Source organism: Nonomuraea sp. NPDC049141, from assembly GCF_040648415.1.
In the GTDB taxonomy this organism is placed as follows: Bacteria; Actinomycetota; Actinomycetes; order Streptosporangiales; family Streptosporangiaceae; genus Nonomuraea.
On sequence record NZ_JBEZDR010000005.1, the window covers coordinates 554,917 to 568,357 of the forward strand.

14 protein-coding genes and 1 tRNA gene are annotated in these 13,441 nt (G+C 68.2%); 9 read left to right on the forward strand and 6 right to left on the reverse strand.

The features are described 5' to 3' along the window. Positions 1 to 49: 49 nt before the first annotated feature. Genes AB0B91_RS18695 through AB0B91_RS18705 form a run of 3 tightly spaced genes read left to right on the forward strand, consistent with a single transcriptional unit; the run spans position 50 to position 2,563 of the window. Positions 50 to 991 (forward strand): ATP-binding cassette domain-containing protein, encoded by a 942-nt coding sequence (locus AB0B91_RS18695; protein ID WP_358320632.1) that lies wholly within the window; start codon positions 50 to 52, stop codon positions 989 to 991. Further along, a complete protein-coding gene (locus AB0B91_RS18700) occupies positions 988 to 1,770 on the forward strand; it encodes an ABC-2 family transporter protein (RefSeq protein ID WP_358320635.1) in 783 nt (260 codons plus the stop codon). Before AB0B91_RS18695 ends, AB0B91_RS18700 begins: the two co-directional genes overlap by 4 nt. Then, positions 1,763 to 2,563, forward strand: coding sequence for an ABC-2 family transporter protein (locus tag AB0B91_RS18705; protein ID WP_358320638.1), 801 nt, complete (start codon positions 1,763 to 1,765; stop codon positions 2,561 to 2,563). The genes AB0B91_RS18700 and AB0B91_RS18705 overlap by 8 nt, the downstream gene beginning before the upstream one ends. A 15-nt stretch (positions 2,564 to 2,578) precedes the next feature. Here the strand turns inward: AB0B91_RS18705 and AB0B91_RS18710 are convergent, their stop codons facing one another. Both AB0B91_RS18710 and AB0B91_RS18715 read right to left on the reverse strand, forming a co-directional pair. Further along, the gene (locus tag AB0B91_RS18710) at positions 2,579 to 3,358 is read right to left on the reverse strand and encodes a DeoR/GlpR family DNA-binding transcription regulator (protein WP_358320641.1); all 780 of its coding nucleotides are present in this window, start codon (positions 3,356 to 3,358) and stop codon (positions 2,579 to 2,581) included. 32 nt (positions 3,359 to 3,390) lie between these two features. Continuing rightward, entirely contained in the window at positions 3,391 to 3,747 is a 357-nt protein-coding gene (locus tag AB0B91_RS18715; protein WP_358320644.1) for a hypothetical protein, read from the reverse strand. Positions 3,748 to 3,776: 29 nt separating this feature from the next. Here AB0B91_RS18715 and AB0B91_RS18720 point away from each other — a divergent pair, with 29 nt between their 5' ends. Genes AB0B91_RS18720 through AB0B91_RS18730 form a run of 3 tightly spaced genes read left to right on the forward strand, consistent with a single transcriptional unit; the run spans position 3,777 to position 7,131 of the window. Then, positions 3,777 to 5,096 carry an ADP-dependent glucokinase/phosphofructokinase gene (locus tag AB0B91_RS18720; RefSeq protein ID WP_358320647.1) on the forward strand — a complete coding sequence of 440 codons (1,320 nt, stop codon included), beginning with the start codon at positions 3,777 to 3,779 and terminating at the stop codon, positions 5,094 to 5,096. Beyond that, positions 5,093 to 6,109 (forward strand): tagatose 1,6-diphosphate aldolase, encoded by a 1,017-nt coding sequence (locus AB0B91_RS18725; protein ID WP_358320650.1) that lies wholly within the window; start codon positions 5,093 to 5,095, stop codon positions 6,107 to 6,109. Before AB0B91_RS18720 ends, AB0B91_RS18725 begins: the two co-directional genes overlap by 4 nt. After that, complete coding sequence (locus AB0B91_RS18730) at positions 6,106 to 7,131, forward strand: class I mannose-6-phosphate isomerase (protein WP_358320653.1); 1,026 nt, start codon at positions 6,106 to 6,108, stop codon at positions 7,129 to 7,131. The genes AB0B91_RS18725 and AB0B91_RS18730 overlap by 4 nt, the downstream gene beginning before the upstream one ends. Here the strand turns inward: AB0B91_RS18730 and AB0B91_RS18735 are convergent. Continuing rightward, on the reverse strand, positions 7,128 to 7,550 hold the full coding sequence (locus AB0B91_RS18735) for a PepSY domain-containing protein (RefSeq protein WP_358320656.1): 423 nt from the start codon (positions 7,548 to 7,550) through the stop codon (positions 7,128 to 7,130). The genes AB0B91_RS18730 and AB0B91_RS18735 overlap by 4 nt on opposite strands. Before the next feature lie 532 nt (positions 7,551 to 8,082). On the opposite strand from AB0B91_RS18735, the gene AB0B91_RS18740 reads away from it, so the two are divergent. From AB0B91_RS18740 to AB0B91_RS18750, 3 genes are all read left to right on the forward strand, one after another. After that, positions 8,083 to 9,042, forward strand: a complete 960-nt coding sequence (locus AB0B91_RS18740; RefSeq protein ID WP_358320659.1) for an ankyrin repeat domain-containing protein — start codon at positions 8,083 to 8,085, stop codon at positions 9,040 to 9,042. Between the two features lie 228 nt (positions 9,043 to 9,270). Then, positions 9,271 to 9,792, forward strand: coding sequence for a SigE family RNA polymerase sigma factor (locus AB0B91_RS18745; RefSeq protein WP_358320662.1), 522 nt, complete (start codon positions 9,271 to 9,273; stop codon positions 9,790 to 9,792). Continuing rightward, positions 9,789 to 10,985 (forward strand): hypothetical protein, encoded by a 1,197-nt coding sequence (locus AB0B91_RS18750; RefSeq protein WP_358320665.1) that lies wholly within the window; start codon positions 9,789 to 9,791, stop codon positions 10,983 to 10,985. Before AB0B91_RS18745 ends, AB0B91_RS18750 begins: the two co-directional genes overlap by 4 nt. Before the next feature lie 126 nt (positions 10,986 to 11,111). Here AB0B91_RS18750 and AB0B91_RS18755 read toward each other — a convergent pair whose 3' ends face one another. The 3 genes from AB0B91_RS18755 to AB0B91_RS18765 form a co-directional block, all read right to left on the reverse strand. Further along, entirely contained in the window at positions 11,112 to 11,630 is a 519-nt protein-coding gene (locus AB0B91_RS18755; protein ID WP_358320667.1) for a pyridoxamine 5'-phosphate oxidase family protein, read from the reverse strand. A 94-nt stretch (positions 11,631 to 11,724) separates the two neighbouring features. Then, positions 11,725 to 11,798, reverse strand: a tRNA-Thr gene (locus AB0B91_RS18760). A gap of 56 nt (positions 11,799 to 11,854) precedes the next feature. Continuing rightward, positions 11,855 to 13,306, reverse strand: a complete 1,452-nt coding sequence (locus tag AB0B91_RS18765) for an alpha/beta hydrolase (protein WP_358320669.1) — start codon at positions 13,304 to 13,306, stop codon at positions 11,855 to 11,857. Positions 13,307 to 13,441: the final 135 nt, after the last annotated feature.

Sequence of the window (13,441 nt, forward strand, 5' to 3'; positions counted from 1 at the left end):
CGGATCGGCGACCGCCTTCGGAAAGTAGTTGCCACTTCCCATCCTTCGCATGAAGGATGTCGTCATGATCAAGGTCGAGTCACTGACGAAGGTCTTCCGCCGGCCTCGAACCTTCCCCGGCCCCATGGGCACCCTGCGCACCCTGGTGACCCGCCGCTATGACGAGCGGATCGCCGTCGACGACGTCAGCTTCGAGATCCCCGAGGGCGAGGTCGTCGGCTACCTCGGCCCCAACGGCGCGGGCAAGTCCACCACCGTGAAGATGCTGACCGGCATCCTCACCCCCACCAGCGGCCTGGTAGAGGTGGCCGGCCGGGTGCCGTGGCGAGACAGGAAGGCCAACGCCAAGTCCGTCGGCGTGGTCTTCGGCCAACGCAGCCAGCTCTGGTGGGACCTACCGCTGATCGAGTCGTTACGCCTAGTCGGCGACCTGTACGACGTACCCGCCGACCGTTTCACCGCCTCGCTGCGCCGTATGCGCGACCTCCTGGGCCTCGACGACTTCCTGGACACCCCGGTCCGCCAGCTCAGCCTCGGCCAGCGGATGCGCGGCGACCTGGCGGCCGCGATGCTGTACGACCCGCCCATTCTGTACCTGGACGAGCCGACCGTCGGCCTCGACGTCCTGGCCAAGCAGGCGGTACGCGAGTTCATCTCCGACACGAACAAGGCGGGACGCACCACGGTCGTCCTGACCACCCACGACCTGGCCGACGTCGAGGCGTTGTGCAAGCGCATCATCCTGATCGACAAGGGCCGGGTGCTCTACGACGGCGGCATCGACGCGCTCGTCACCGCCTACGCCCCGCCCCGGCGGCTGGCGATCCACCTGACGGACGGACAGACCCGCACCTTTGACATCGCCGAGGGCGCTTCCGTCCCCGAACTGATCGGCCAAATCGCCGCCGAACAGGCCATCCGCGACCTGTCCATCCAGGAACCCGATCTGGAGAGCGTGATCAAGCAACTCTATGCCGAGAGCTCACGATGATCCGTCCCCTGATCGGGACCGCGCGCATCGGCTTACGCTTCCAGTTCGCGTACCGCAGCGACATGATCATGACCGTGTTGACGCTGATCGCGCAGGTCTTCCTGCTGCGCATGGTCTGGACCTCGGTTTACAGCGGGCAGCAGCAGGCCCAGGGCATGACGCTCCAGCAACTACTGGCCTACCTGAGCCTGGCGAACCTGCAGGCGTTCGCCACCACGCCGATCATCCCGCGCATCGCCCTGTTCAGGATCCGTACCGGCATAGTGTTCTTCGACCTGTCCCGGCCGACCGGCTACCTGCCGCAGCTGGCCGCCTTCCAGGCCGGGCACACCTTCGGCGGCCTGCTCCTGCTCGCGCCGGCCGTACCCGTGGTCCTGCTGGTCGGCTCAATCACGCCCACCGGACAGCCCCTCGACTACGCGGCGACGCTACTGCTCGGCTACGCCATCTCGGTGCTGCTGTCGCTGCTCATCTGCATGATCGGATTCTGGACGCTGGAGACGGGGGCGATCGCCCTGCTGTACCGGCTGATCAGCCAGTTCTTCGCGGGCACACTGGTGCCGCTGTCGTTCTTCCCCGGCGCGCTGGGCGCCCTGGCCGAGGCGCTGCCGTTCAAGTACATGGGGTACGTACCCGCGGCCGTCTACGTAGGCCATCTGTCAGAAGTCGACGTCTGGCAAGCGCTGGCCATCGAGGCGTCGTGGGCCGCCGGACTCACGGTCCTGCTGTGGGCGGTGTGGCAACGGGCCCGCCGCCGGGTGGTGATCAACGGTGGCTGAACTCACGCGCACTCTGCGCCTGTACTGGCGACTCCAGCGCGCCACCATGCGCGGCGCCCTGCAGTACCGGCTCAACTCGGTGATCGGCATCCTGACCGGGGCGGTCTACCAGGGCAGCGGCTTCGCCTTCGTGTGGGTCGTCATGCACACCTTCCCCTCGATGGGCGGGTGGAGCCTGCGAGAGATCGCCTTCCTGTACGGCCTGCGCCTGACCGCCCACGCGCTCTGCATGTTGCCGCTGAGCAGCCTCATCTTCATGGAGTGGCTGGTACGCGAAGGCGAACTGGACCGTGTCCTGCTGCGCCCGCTCAACCCGCTCCTCCAGATCATGACCAAGCGCATGGGTGTCGGCCAGGTCGGCGACCTGCTGACCGGCCTCGTCCTGGTGTTCGTGGCGGCGCCCGCGTGGACCCCGCCCATGGCCGTCCTCTGCCTGCTGGCCGTCGCGGGCGGCGCGCTGGTGGAGGCGTCGGTCCACCTGTCGTTGGCGTCGCTGTCGCTGCGCATGCTGGACACCGCTGCTCTGCGCGGGTTCCTGGATGATGTGTTCAGCAAGTTCGGCTCGTACCCGATGAGCGTGTTCGGCGGGGTCACGGAGTGGTTGCTGACGTTCGTACTGCCGGTAGCTTTTGTGGCGTATGTACCAGCGAGCGTGCTGCTGGGCAGGGCCGAGTCCCTGAACATGCCGACTTTCGTGGCGTACGGAAGCCCGTTTCTGGGGATCGCCCTGTTCACCCTTGCCTACCGCTTCTGGGATCACCAACTCCGGCACTACCAGAGCGTGGGAAGCTGAGGACCAGACGACGCTTCATCCCACCATGACCAGTTCCACCCCGGTGTCCTTCAACGCCACGGCGAGGTCATCGGGCGGCAAGGCTTCGGTGACCAGGACCGATACTCGGTCGAGGCCGCAGATGTGGACGAATGCGCTTCTGCCGAACTTCGACGAGTCGGCCACGATGATGACCCGTGTGCCGGCGTCGATCATCTGGCGGATCATCTGGGCTTCGTGCAGGTTGCTGGTGGACAGTCCGCCGCCGGTCGAGATGCCGCCGACGCCGATCACAGCGGTGTCGGCGCTGATGCCGTCGGTGTCGGCGAACGCCACCGGCCCGATGGTGACGTTGGACGGGATGCGGCAGGTGCCGCCGATGACATAGAGGTCGCGCACGGCTTCCTGCGGGATCTCGGCGGGCAGGCGGAGGTTGTTCGTCACCACGGTGAGGTCGCGCTTGCCGGTGAGGGCCCGGGCCACCGCGAGCGTGGTCGTGCCGCCGTTGACGATCAGGGTCTCGCCGTTGGAGATGAGCTTCGCCGTGGCGATGCCGATGGCCTGCTTGGCCGGGTGGTGCACGGCCGCGCGGCTGTCGAAAGGAGAGTCGGCCGTGGCCAGTTCGTCGGTGTGCATCGCGCCACCGTGGGTGCGGGCGATCAGCTGCCGCTCCGCGAGGTGGTCGAGGTCGCGACGGATGGTGTCCATCGACACGGCGAAGCGTTCTGCCAGCTCGGCGACCGTGGCGTGACCGCGTTCGCGAACGTGCCTCACGAGTTCGGCGCGACGTCTGCCAGGCAGTGCCGTATCCTGCATGATCCGCTCCTGAGGAATGCGGCTAGTTGCGGTTAGTTCCCGGATTTTGCGACATTACCGTTGACCGCATTGTTAAACCAAGCATATTCTCGCAGATATCGGCGAACATGCCTAGCGCAAACAGCAGGCAAACGCAACACGTCGCCCCCCGAACCACTGCGTTCAGGCTCCTGCGCCCGAGGAGAAGCGATGAAATCCAGCAATCCCCGACCTTTCAGTCGGCGCGCCACCCTCAGCCCTGCGGTTACGGTGCCGCTGTTGTCCGCCTGTGGCTCCTCTTCAGGCGGCGGCACCGGCAGCGTCGAGCTGACCTCGTCGCCGCGGCACCGATCGTGGTCGCCGTATCGCTCGTCATGCTCCTGATGATCTTCCGGCGCAGGATCGGACAAGGCCTGACCGCAGGGGCGGTGAGAGGCTGATGGCCCGCGACTGGCGCGCCACGTACGAGCAGGTCGCCGCCGCCGTCCTGGACGACGCCCCCGCCGCCCGCCCACTGCTCGCCGGCTTCAACACCTGCGTCGACCACGTCTACCGGCTCGATCCCCCGGCACTCGACCGGCTGACCGAGGCGGCGCGCGCCGACCGCGGGCCGCTCAACCGGTTGACCCCAGCGGCGCGGGCCGACCGCGAGCCGCTCGCCGCCCTCTCGGGCGAGGTGCTGCGCCGCATCCTGGACGGCCGCGACGGCGAGGTGTTCGTACCCGCGCCCGAACTGCGGCCGGCGCTCGACGAACTGCTCGGCCCACCGGCGGCGCGCCAGGTCGGCGGGACGGGCGCCCAGGCCGCCTGGGTGCTGGCCGTCCTGAACGCGCCAAGCGTGCTCGCCCTCGCCGACCGCAGCACCGAGCAACTGGCCGTACTGCACCCCGCCATCGGCCTGTGCGACGACGGTACGGTGCGGCCCGTGGCCGGCACGGCTGCCCATGGCGTCCCGGCCAAACCGCCCCACTACATCCTTGAGTACGTGGCAGGCACCCGCTGGCACGCGGGCACCGTACGCCGGTCCAGCCGGATCATCGTCCGGCTCTCCGAAGACGGAATCGAGCGGGACGAGGCGTTCGCCGCGCTCGGCCCCGCGCTGGCCGAGACCGCTGGTGCGGGACTCGTCTCCGGGCTCAACGGCGTGCCCGACGCGGATCACACCGCCCGGGCCTGGCTGCGCGACCTGGCCGCGAGCTGGCGGACGGCCGGGCTCCCATGGGTACATCTCGAGCTCGCCGAGTATCCGCGGCCTGGCGCGCTCGCCGAGGTCAGCGCCGCGTACACCGGGATTGCCCACACCCTCGGGCTCAGCCTCGCCGAGCTGGCGATCATGCGGCCGGCCGGCGATCCCGCCGCCGCGGCGCGCGAGCTGGCCGAGCACTACCGGTTCGACCGGGTGTTCGTGCATGCCGACGCCTGGTCGCTGGTCGTACACAGGGGCGACCCTGAGCCGGCCGCCGGCGCGCTGCGCATCGGCAACCTGCTCGCCGCCTCCCGCGCCCGCCACGGAAGACCCACAGCCGACCTCGGCCTCGACCCGGCCGTGACGTTAACGGACGACCGGCCCGAGGGAAGGCCGCTCGGCGACGGCTGGCACGCCGAGTGCGTGCCGACGCCGTACCTGTCGCGCCCCGCCGCCACGATCGGCCTCGGCGACACATTCGTCGCCGGGGTACTGCTCGCCGGCTGCCTGCCCGCCAACCCTGACGTACCCCCCAAGCCCTATGTCCGCCTATCACCTGGAGACATTCCATGAATCCGCTCATAGATCCTGGCAAGGTCCGTGGCCTGCAGCGCGTCACCAGCGCCGACGGATTCTTCCTGATCTGCGCCCTCGATCACCTGTCCGACTTCGCCGAACTGCTCGCCCCCGACCCGGCGACCGTCACCTTCGCCGATGTCGTCACCGCCAAGGACGCGGTGGTCCGCGCCCTGGCCCCGTCGATCTCGGCCGTACTGCTCGATCCGCTGTACGCCCTCGGCCATCTCGTGGCCTCCGGCGCGGTGCCGGGGAGCGTCGGGCTGATGTCGAGCATCGAGGACGAGGACTATCGGCATCTGGAGGGCCCACGCCGTACCCGGCTGCGCGAGAACTGGAGCGCCACCCGGATCAAGATGGCCGGCGCCGACATGTGCAAGCTGCTGTGGTTCTACCGCCTCGACGGTGATCGAGTCGTCGCCGAGCAGCAGCGGAAGCTCGTGACCGACCTCGCCGCCGAGTGCGCCGAGCTGAGCCTGCCGCTGGTGGTCGAGCCGATCTGGTACCCGCTGCCGGGCGAGGACCCGACCACAGCCGAGTGGAAGGCCCACCGGGTGCGCGGCATCATCGCCTCCGCCGCGGCCGCCAACAAACTCGGCGTCGACATGCTCAAGGTGGAGTTCCCCGGCTACGTCGACACGCCGGAAGGACGCGCGCAGGCCGCCGCCGCCTGTGCGGAGCTGGACGGGATGGTGAGCGTGCCGTGGGTGATCCTGTCCGCCGGGGTGGAATATGCCGACTTCAAGACACAAGTCGAGATCGCGTGCCAGGCCGGCGCCGCCGGCTACCTCGCCGGCCGCTCGATCTGGCGCGACGCCGTGTCCACCCACGACGCCGAGGCCCGCGACCAGGCCATCCGGGCGGCCAGGGCACGACTCGAAGAGCTCAACGCCGTGACGCGCCGGTACGGTCGCTCCTACACGCCGGCCCGGCCGCTCGACGAGGTGGTCAAGGAACTTCCCGCCGAGTGGTACCGAACCTGGCACGCTGACCTGGGAGCACATGCATGACCATCTATCCCCTACCCGCGAACACCCCACGATCGTTCTACCGCGGTGCCGGACGCATCGCCCAGTTCCGCGGGATCCCATCCGCCGATGATCCCTATTATCCGGAGGACTGGGTCGCCTCGACCACCAGCCGGTTCGGGGCGGCGCCCGCGGGACTGACCACGCTGCCCGACGGCCGGTCCCTTGCCAAGGCGATCGCCGACGATCCCGTGTGGTGGCTGGGGGAACGGCACGTCGCGGAGCACGGCGCCGACCCCGCGATCCTGGTGAAGCTGCTGGACGCGGGGGAACGGCTACCGCTGCACGTGCACCCCGATCGGCGCTTCGCCGCCGCCCATCTGGCCTCGCCCTATGGAAAGACCGAGGCATGGGTGGTCGTCTCGGCCGAACCGGAGGCGGCGGTACATCTCGGCTTCGCCCGGGACGTCGAGCCGGACGAACTGTCCCGCTGGGTCGCGGACCAGCGGATCGACCAGATGCTCGACGCCACGAACCGCGTGCAGGTGCGGGCCGGCGACGCCATCGTGTGCCCCGCCGGTCTGCCGCACGCCATCGGGGCCGGGATCCTCCTGGTCGAGGTGCAGGAGCCGACCGACTTCTCCGTACTGCTCGAATGGGAGGGCTTCGCCATTGACGGCCCGGCCAACGGGCACCTGGGACTCGGCTACGACCAGGCGCTCGGCTGTGTCGACAGAAGCGGCTTGGGCGCGGAACGGCTGACCGAGCTACACCGAGCCCGCCCCTCGTCCAGCGACGACCGGCCCGGAGTCCGCCGCCTCTTCCCCCAGCTCGCCGACGAGTTCTTCGCGGCCGAGAGGCTGCGCCCCGATCCCGTCAGCGTGCTGGAACCGGCGTACTCCGTCGTCACAGTCACCTCCGGCGACGGGACCATCACGAGCGAACAGGGCCCGCCGGTCCCGGTCAAGGCCGGAGACACGCTGCTCGTCCCGTACGCGGCCGGATGGTGCACCCTGCGCGGCGAGACTACGGCCGTGCGCTGCAAACCATCCCAAACCCTCTAGTCGTTCTTGGTCACGGCGCCGGTCTTGGCGTCAACCTTGACCCCCTGCCAAGTGCCGTCCGGGGTGGCGACATCGACATCCCAGACGAGGAGATCGTTGTTGTTGTACCTGTCCAGGCTCATATGACTGATCTTGCCGTGCACCGAGGAGGACACCTTCTCCACCGCGTCCTTGAAGGTGAGCTCGGCATCCTTGATGATGCCCATGACCCTGGCCTTCTCCCCCTTGCCAGTGTCTTTGACCCTGGGTCCCGAGACCACCTTCCCTGCCGCGTCTACCTCCAGTAGCCGCTCGGTGCCGTCGGATCCGGCCAGCTGGACCTCCCAGAGCTGGCCGCCGTTCTCCGACTGAACCGAGAGGACCGTGGAGCCCTTGACGGCGTCCATGGCCGCGGCGATCGCCTTCTCGAGACTCGCCATACCGCCGGATCCCTGAGCGGGGTCACCCGATGGCGCCGACGTTGAGGTAAGGCCGACGGCGGCGCCCTCTGCGGGCGCCGCCTTGACGGCACTGGACTGAGTGTCGGCGCTCCCGCAGGCCGCAGCCACGAGCAGAGCAGAGCCGGTGAATATGATGGTCTTTATCCGTCTTCCAGCCTTCATACTGATGACGCTGCCCGGGACTCCATAAAGGCACGCCCGAAAGTCGGGCAACAGGCTCCTGCTTGTGGAAATACGCTGGCAGACCTCGGCAGGTAGCGGCCCCGCCAGGCGGCGTCACCTACACGACTGATCGATGCGCTTGAGCGGCGCGCCTCGATGCTCGCCGCCCCGGACGTTCACCCTCGGGTCGCGAGGCGCATCCCGCGACACTCGCAGATCTCGATGACCATGAACGTCTACCCCCAGATCGCCGGCCCAGAGACCCGCAAGGCCCTCGACCACCAAAATTGTCGGCCCAGCAGGCCATGATCAGTAGCTCACGTGTCCCCTGCGCTCTTGAAGGAGTGCCATGGCTGCTACCGACGACGATGTCGGATGGTGGGTCGTCGGCTATGACGGGTGGACAGACCTCGACCTGATCCGCGCCCGGCTCGCCGCGGGTGCTGACCCCAACTCCGGCGTGCGCATCTTTGAAAAGCCGCTCCACATCGCGGCTGAGCAGGGATCGCCTGAAGTGGTCGCCGAACTGGCCAGGCGCGTCGACGACGTCGACGCCGAACATCGAGGCCGTACCGCGCTCTGGATGGCCGTCTTCGAAGGCCGCGTGGACAACGCCCGAGCTCTCCTCGCCGCTGGAGCGGACCCGTGGCGCCTCATGATGGACGGCTGGTCCCCCGGCCGCCTCAGCCTGGCCGGCCCCACCCCCGACCTCTTCCCCGTCCCCTCTCCGGAGATCGGTCTGTCCGAGGCCGAGGCCGCCGCCGCGGCGGAGGCCAAACGTCTGATCCCCGCGCTGGGAGACTTCTATCACGGCGGCCTGAGCCTGGCCTGCGTGGCCGATGTCAGCGCAGCCGAGGCGACAGCGCGCCTGGAAGCCGCACCTGCCGACGACGTGGACATCGACGTTCTTTACGAGGCCTGGTGGAACATCCCGGACGCCGACTCGATCGTCGGCATCACGGGCGTGCCCGGCGGCTGCGTCATCACCCAACCCTGGGGTCTCACCCCGTCCACGCCCGGCGTCGTCAAGCGCGTCTCACGGGGCACGGTCTGCTACAGCATGTACTCCAATCCCAAAGGCGGCATCTTCGGGCACATCGCCCGACACGGCGTGGTCGTAGCCTGGGAGCCGGACAGCGCCTACATGGTCCCCCCTGACGCCGTGGCCGACAAGATCCTCGCTGCCCACCTCTACCGCAACCACCCTGTAGCGTTCTGCTGCGCCGGCGCAAACCTGCGCCCGGCCGACGCCCGGCCGATCATCGGCCCGGCCGACAGCTGGCTGCGGCTGCCCGAGCGGGACTACTGATCCCAAGACATCGGTGACGGGTGCTGTCGTCGGTCATCCTTTCGTGCGGCATCGCGCGTCGGGAGGCTGGGATTAGTCCCGGTGGGATATGTCCGTTGCCGAGCAGCGGTATCGGGCTGTGCCGGCGGTGCTGCCGGCGGTGTGCAAGAACGCGACACGAAGTTCTGGCCGGGCGGACCGAACCTTTCGACACGTCACCGGAGTCGGTAACGGTCGAGAGGAGTCGCCTTGGATCGCAATGACAGCTTCCGCGAGTTCGTCGCCGGCCATCAGCAGGCGCTGATGCGCACCGCTTACCTGCTCACGGGAGATGCCCACCAGGCCGAGGACCTGCTGCAGAGCGCCCTGCTCAAGGTGCTCCGACGCTGGTCCAGGCTGTCGCGCGTCGAGCACCCCGAGGCGTACGTGCGCAAGGCGCTGCTGAACCAGTACATCTCGTGGCGGCGGCACCGGGTCAGGACCGAGCTGCCGACCGCAGACCCGCCCGACCGGCCGTACTCGAGCGAGGACTCCACCATCGTGCGGCTCGTCATGCGCCGGGCTCTCATGCGATTGCCACCCCGGCAGCGGGCGGTGATCGTTCTGCGCTACTACGAGGACCGGACCGAACGTGAGACAGCTGAGCTGCTGAACTGCTCGATCGGGACGGTGAAGAGCCAGGCCCACTACGCACTGGCCCGTTTACGCGAACTGGCGCCCGAACTGGCGCCGAAACTCGCGGACCTGGAAGCCGAGGAGGCCTACCGATGACCTGGCTACGGAACGTGCTCGTCGACCTGGCCGACGAGTCTCCACAGGTGGACCTGGCCGAACGCACGATCGCGACGCGTGATCGCAGGCGGCGTACCGTGATGTCGTCTCTCGCGGCGGCCATGGTCGTGATCACCGCTCTTGGTGTGACGGCCGCCGTCCGGCTACTGCCGAACGGATCGCAGGAGGCCGCTTCCCAAGGCGACCTGCCGGCGCGCGGAGTGGGGCCGCTGAGCCACGCGTACAAGACCTTCTGCAAGCCGGACCGGGGAAAAGCGCCGTCGGGCTGCCGGGACGGGGGCTGGCGCGTGGTCACGCGGAGCGGGAAGGCCTACTACGTCACCGAGGCGCTGCCCAGCCTCAGCCCTGGGCGTAGCGGACTGCGGGACAGCCCACTGGCGATCAGCCGGGACGGCCGGAAGATCGCCTACTACAGCGCCAAGGAAGGGACCTTCCAGGTCCGCGACCTGGCCTCGGGCCGGCGTACGACGGCCGCCGACAAGGTACCGAAGAGCTGGCTGGGCAGCATCTCGCACCTGATGCTGTCGGACGACGGCCGGTTCGTGGCTTTCAGCAAGGTCCCGGACTTCAAGGACCCCGCGCTGCTCATCGACATGCGCGACAGAGTCGTCCGCCAGTTGCCGAACCGCTGGGTCCCCATCGGCCTGTCACAGGACGGCGCCACCATCACGCTCGCGGAATACTCGCCCAACTCGCAGCTGCGAACGATCTCGAACCTGTGGCCGTCCTCATCGGCGGGCAACTCTACATCGGTCATCCTGCCGAAGCACTACCACTTCAGCCCGCTCGCCCCCGACGGGAAGACCGTCGCGGTGATCGAGGACCGCAGCACCGCCGAGAAGCCCTGCCGTCATGGCGACCTCGCCCTCATGGACACGTCCACCGGCAAGAAGCGGAAGACGACCGCCATCAGCGGCCTGTCCCCGGACGTCTCCCAGATCTCGCTGCGCACCTGGCTCAGCGCCGACGAGGTAACCGCTCTCACCACGTCCGTGCGGTGCAGACCGGCATCCGAAGTGCCGGACGACGAGCCCGCGGTGGTCGACCCGCCGTCCCTGGCCATGACCGCCTATGCGGTGAACGTCAGGACCGGTAAGGCCAGGAAGCTCGCCACGTACAAGGCGCAGGACTTCTTCGGCATCGTCCTACCTGGACCCCCCGGGGCGCTCTGACCTCAGGTTTCACATTCGCTTTGGCCGGCTCCGAACGTCCACGTCGCCGCTGAGATCGCCTGTCGCCTATGTTGTGGACAGAAACGGCAGGCATCTCATGGGACCAGACACACCTCTCGTTCAGCCTCAATCTTCCTGCCGCTTCCAGAACTGACGCGGTGCATACCCGCTTCGTCGAAGCCAGTGTTCTGTATAGACAATCCGATCAGCTTCGACAACGGTCAGCGGGCCGGACGGCGGTTCGTCGAGCGGGCGCGAACGCTCCACATGATCCGACTGCCACCTGAACGCAGGCCAGTAGTGCGAGAACTCCGGATCATCGATCCCGAGAACGCGGGCTCGTCCGAAGACCTGGGCGCCTCGGCTGCTGGCCTGTCCCACCAGCGGGGCGAATATGCCGATCGAGACCCTGGGGTCCGCGGCTACGTTCCGCATCTTGGGAGACGTGGGCACCGCCGTGAACATGAGCGCGAAGCCCAGGTGGAAGTAACGCACGGGGGTCGCCAGCGGCCCGTCAGCCCCGGATGTCGCCAGGACACACATGTTCTGCGATGAGAGCAGGTTCAGGATGCGCTCTTCCAGCAGTTCTCTGTCCAGGCGCTTGGTTGGTGACGGACCAGCCAGCCATTCATTGGCAACGGGCATGGCAGAGGGTCTCATAGGACACACAAGGGTCCGGCACGGTACCCCTGATTGCAAAAGGCCCCTCGCGATCACCACGAGGGGCCTTCTAGCTGGGAGCCGCCTTCGGGATTCGAACCCGAGACCCCTTCATTACGAGTGAAGTGCTCTGGCCGACTGAGCTAAGGCGGCGTGCCGTACAGCGTGAATGAGTCTACAGGAGCCCAAGGGGTTCTTGCTCCCTTCGATCAGCCGATGCCCGGACAGAATGTCCCGTCCTGTGGTGGCGTGCCCGTCAGCAGGTAGTGGTCCACGGCGTCGTCCACGCAGGTCGAGCCGTTGAAGTACGCCGTGTGCCCGTCGCCGTCGTAGCCGAGGAACACGCCCGAGTCGAGTTCGTCCGCCAGGGCCTGCGCCCACTCGTACGGGGTGGCCGGGTCGCGTTCGGTGCCGATGACCAGGATCGGGGCGGCGCCTTTGGCGGTGAGTGGGCGGTTTATCAGTGTCGGTTTGGCGGGCCAGAAGGCGCACGGGAGCGAGCTCCACATGAGGTAGGCGCCGAACCTGGGCGCCTCGCGTTCGGCCTGCGCCGCCGCGGTCGCGTAGGCGGCGGCGTTCTTGGGATAGGGGCTGTCTACGCAGTTGATGGCCATGTTGGCCTCGGTCTGGTTGGAATAGACGCCGTTGTTGTGTCTGTCGATGAGTTGGTCGGCGTTGCGGAGGAGCAGTTTGCCGTCGCCTTTCAGGGCTTGACGGAACGTTTCGGTGAGCTCGGGCCAGGAGCCGCGGTCGTAGAGCGGGGTCAACGCGCCGAGCGTGGCCAGCGCCTCGGTGGCCTGCCGTCCCTCGCCGGGCAGCGGGCTGGCGTCCGTGCGGTGCAGCAGGTCGGTGATCTCGGCCAAGACGCCGTCGACGGTACGGCTGCGGAACGGGCAGTTGCCTTCGGTCAGGCAGGACTCTATGTACGCATGGAGGGCGCGCTCGAAACCCATGGCCTGGTCGGCATTGAGCTTCAGGCGGGAGACGGCCGGGTCTAGAGCGCCGTCGAGGACGAGGGCTCGGACCTTGCCGGGGAACATATCCGCATATACCGCGCCCAGGAAGGTGCCATAGGACTTGCCGAGGTAGGTCAGCTTCTGGTCGCCGAGCGCCTGGCGCAGCGCGTCCATGTCCCGGGCGGTGTCAACGGTGCCCACATGCGGCAGCAAGCGGCCGGCCCCGGCCTGGCAGCCCTTCGCGAACTCGCGTGAGCCCTGCTCGAGCGCGGCCCGCTCCTGCGGTGTGTCGGGGGTGGCGTCCAGGGCGATGAACGCATCGAGCCGCGCGTCGCTCAGACACTCGATCGGCGCCGACTCACCCACACCGCGTGGATCGAACCCCACGACGTCGAACCGTTCGCGTACCTTCTCGCTCATGATCGATCGGGCGGCCCGCGCATAGCTGACGCCGGAACTTCCAGGACCGCCCGGGTTGACGACCAAGGAGCCGATCCGGTCGCCGGTGGCCGGCAGCCGGACCACACCGATCTTGATGTGCTCCCCGTCCGGGGCGCCGTAGTCGAGCGGCACCGAGAGCTTCGCGCACTCGAACCCGTCCCCGCAGTCGGACCAGCGCAGCCCGCTCGCCGGCTCCTCTGTCGAGGCACAGCCGGAGGCGAACAACACAGTCGCGGCGACAGCGATCAGTGCTCGGAACCACACGCTCCGCAATCCTACGCGCTTCCCACCTCCCAACTGCCCGGCCCCCCAACTACCCGGTCCTCAACAAACCGACGGGCGCTCCGCGCGGCATCTGGGCCAGGCAAGCCTTGCCACCCCCATGCCATCCCCGGCCTT

Bases quoted from the DNA above. Each gene is read 5' to 3' on its own strand.
- AB0B91_RS18695 (WP_358320632.1), top strand. From the start codon at position 50: ATGAAGGATGTCGTCATGATCAAGGTCGAGTCACTGACGAAGGTCTTC.
- AB0B91_RS18700 (WP_358320635.1), top strand. From the start codon at position 988: ATGATCCGTCCCCTGATCGGGACCGCGCGCATCGGCTTACGCTTCCAG.
- AB0B91_RS18710 (WP_358320641.1), bottom strand. From the start codon at position 3,358: ATGCAGGATACGGCACTGCCTGGCAGACGTCGCGCCGAACTCGTGAGG.
- AB0B91_RS18720 (WP_358320647.1), top strand. From the start codon at position 3,777: ATGGCCCGCGACTGGCGCGCCACGTACGAGCAGGTCGCCGCCGCCGTC.
- AB0B91_RS18725 (WP_358320650.1), top strand. From the start codon at position 5,093: ATGAATCCGCTCATAGATCCTGGCAAGGTCCGTGGCCTGCAGCGCGTC.
- AB0B91_RS18730 (WP_358320653.1), top strand. From the start codon at position 6,106: ATGACCATCTATCCCCTACCCGCGAACACCCCACGATCGTTCTACCGC.
- AB0B91_RS18735 (WP_358320656.1), bottom strand. From the start codon at position 7,550: ATGGCGAGTCTCGAGAAGGCGATCGCCGCGGCCATGGACGCCGTCAAG.
- AB0B91_RS18740 (WP_358320659.1), top strand. From the start codon at position 8,083: ATGGCTGCTACCGACGACGATGTCGGATGGTGGGTCGTCGGCTATGAC.
- AB0B91_RS18750 (WP_358320665.1), top strand. From the start codon at position 9,789: ATGACCTGGCTACGGAACGTGCTCGTCGACCTGGCCGACGAGTCTCCA.
- AB0B91_RS18755 (WP_358320667.1), bottom strand. From the start codon at position 11,630: ATGCCCGTTGCCAATGAATGGCTGGCTGGTCCGTCACCAACCAAGCGC.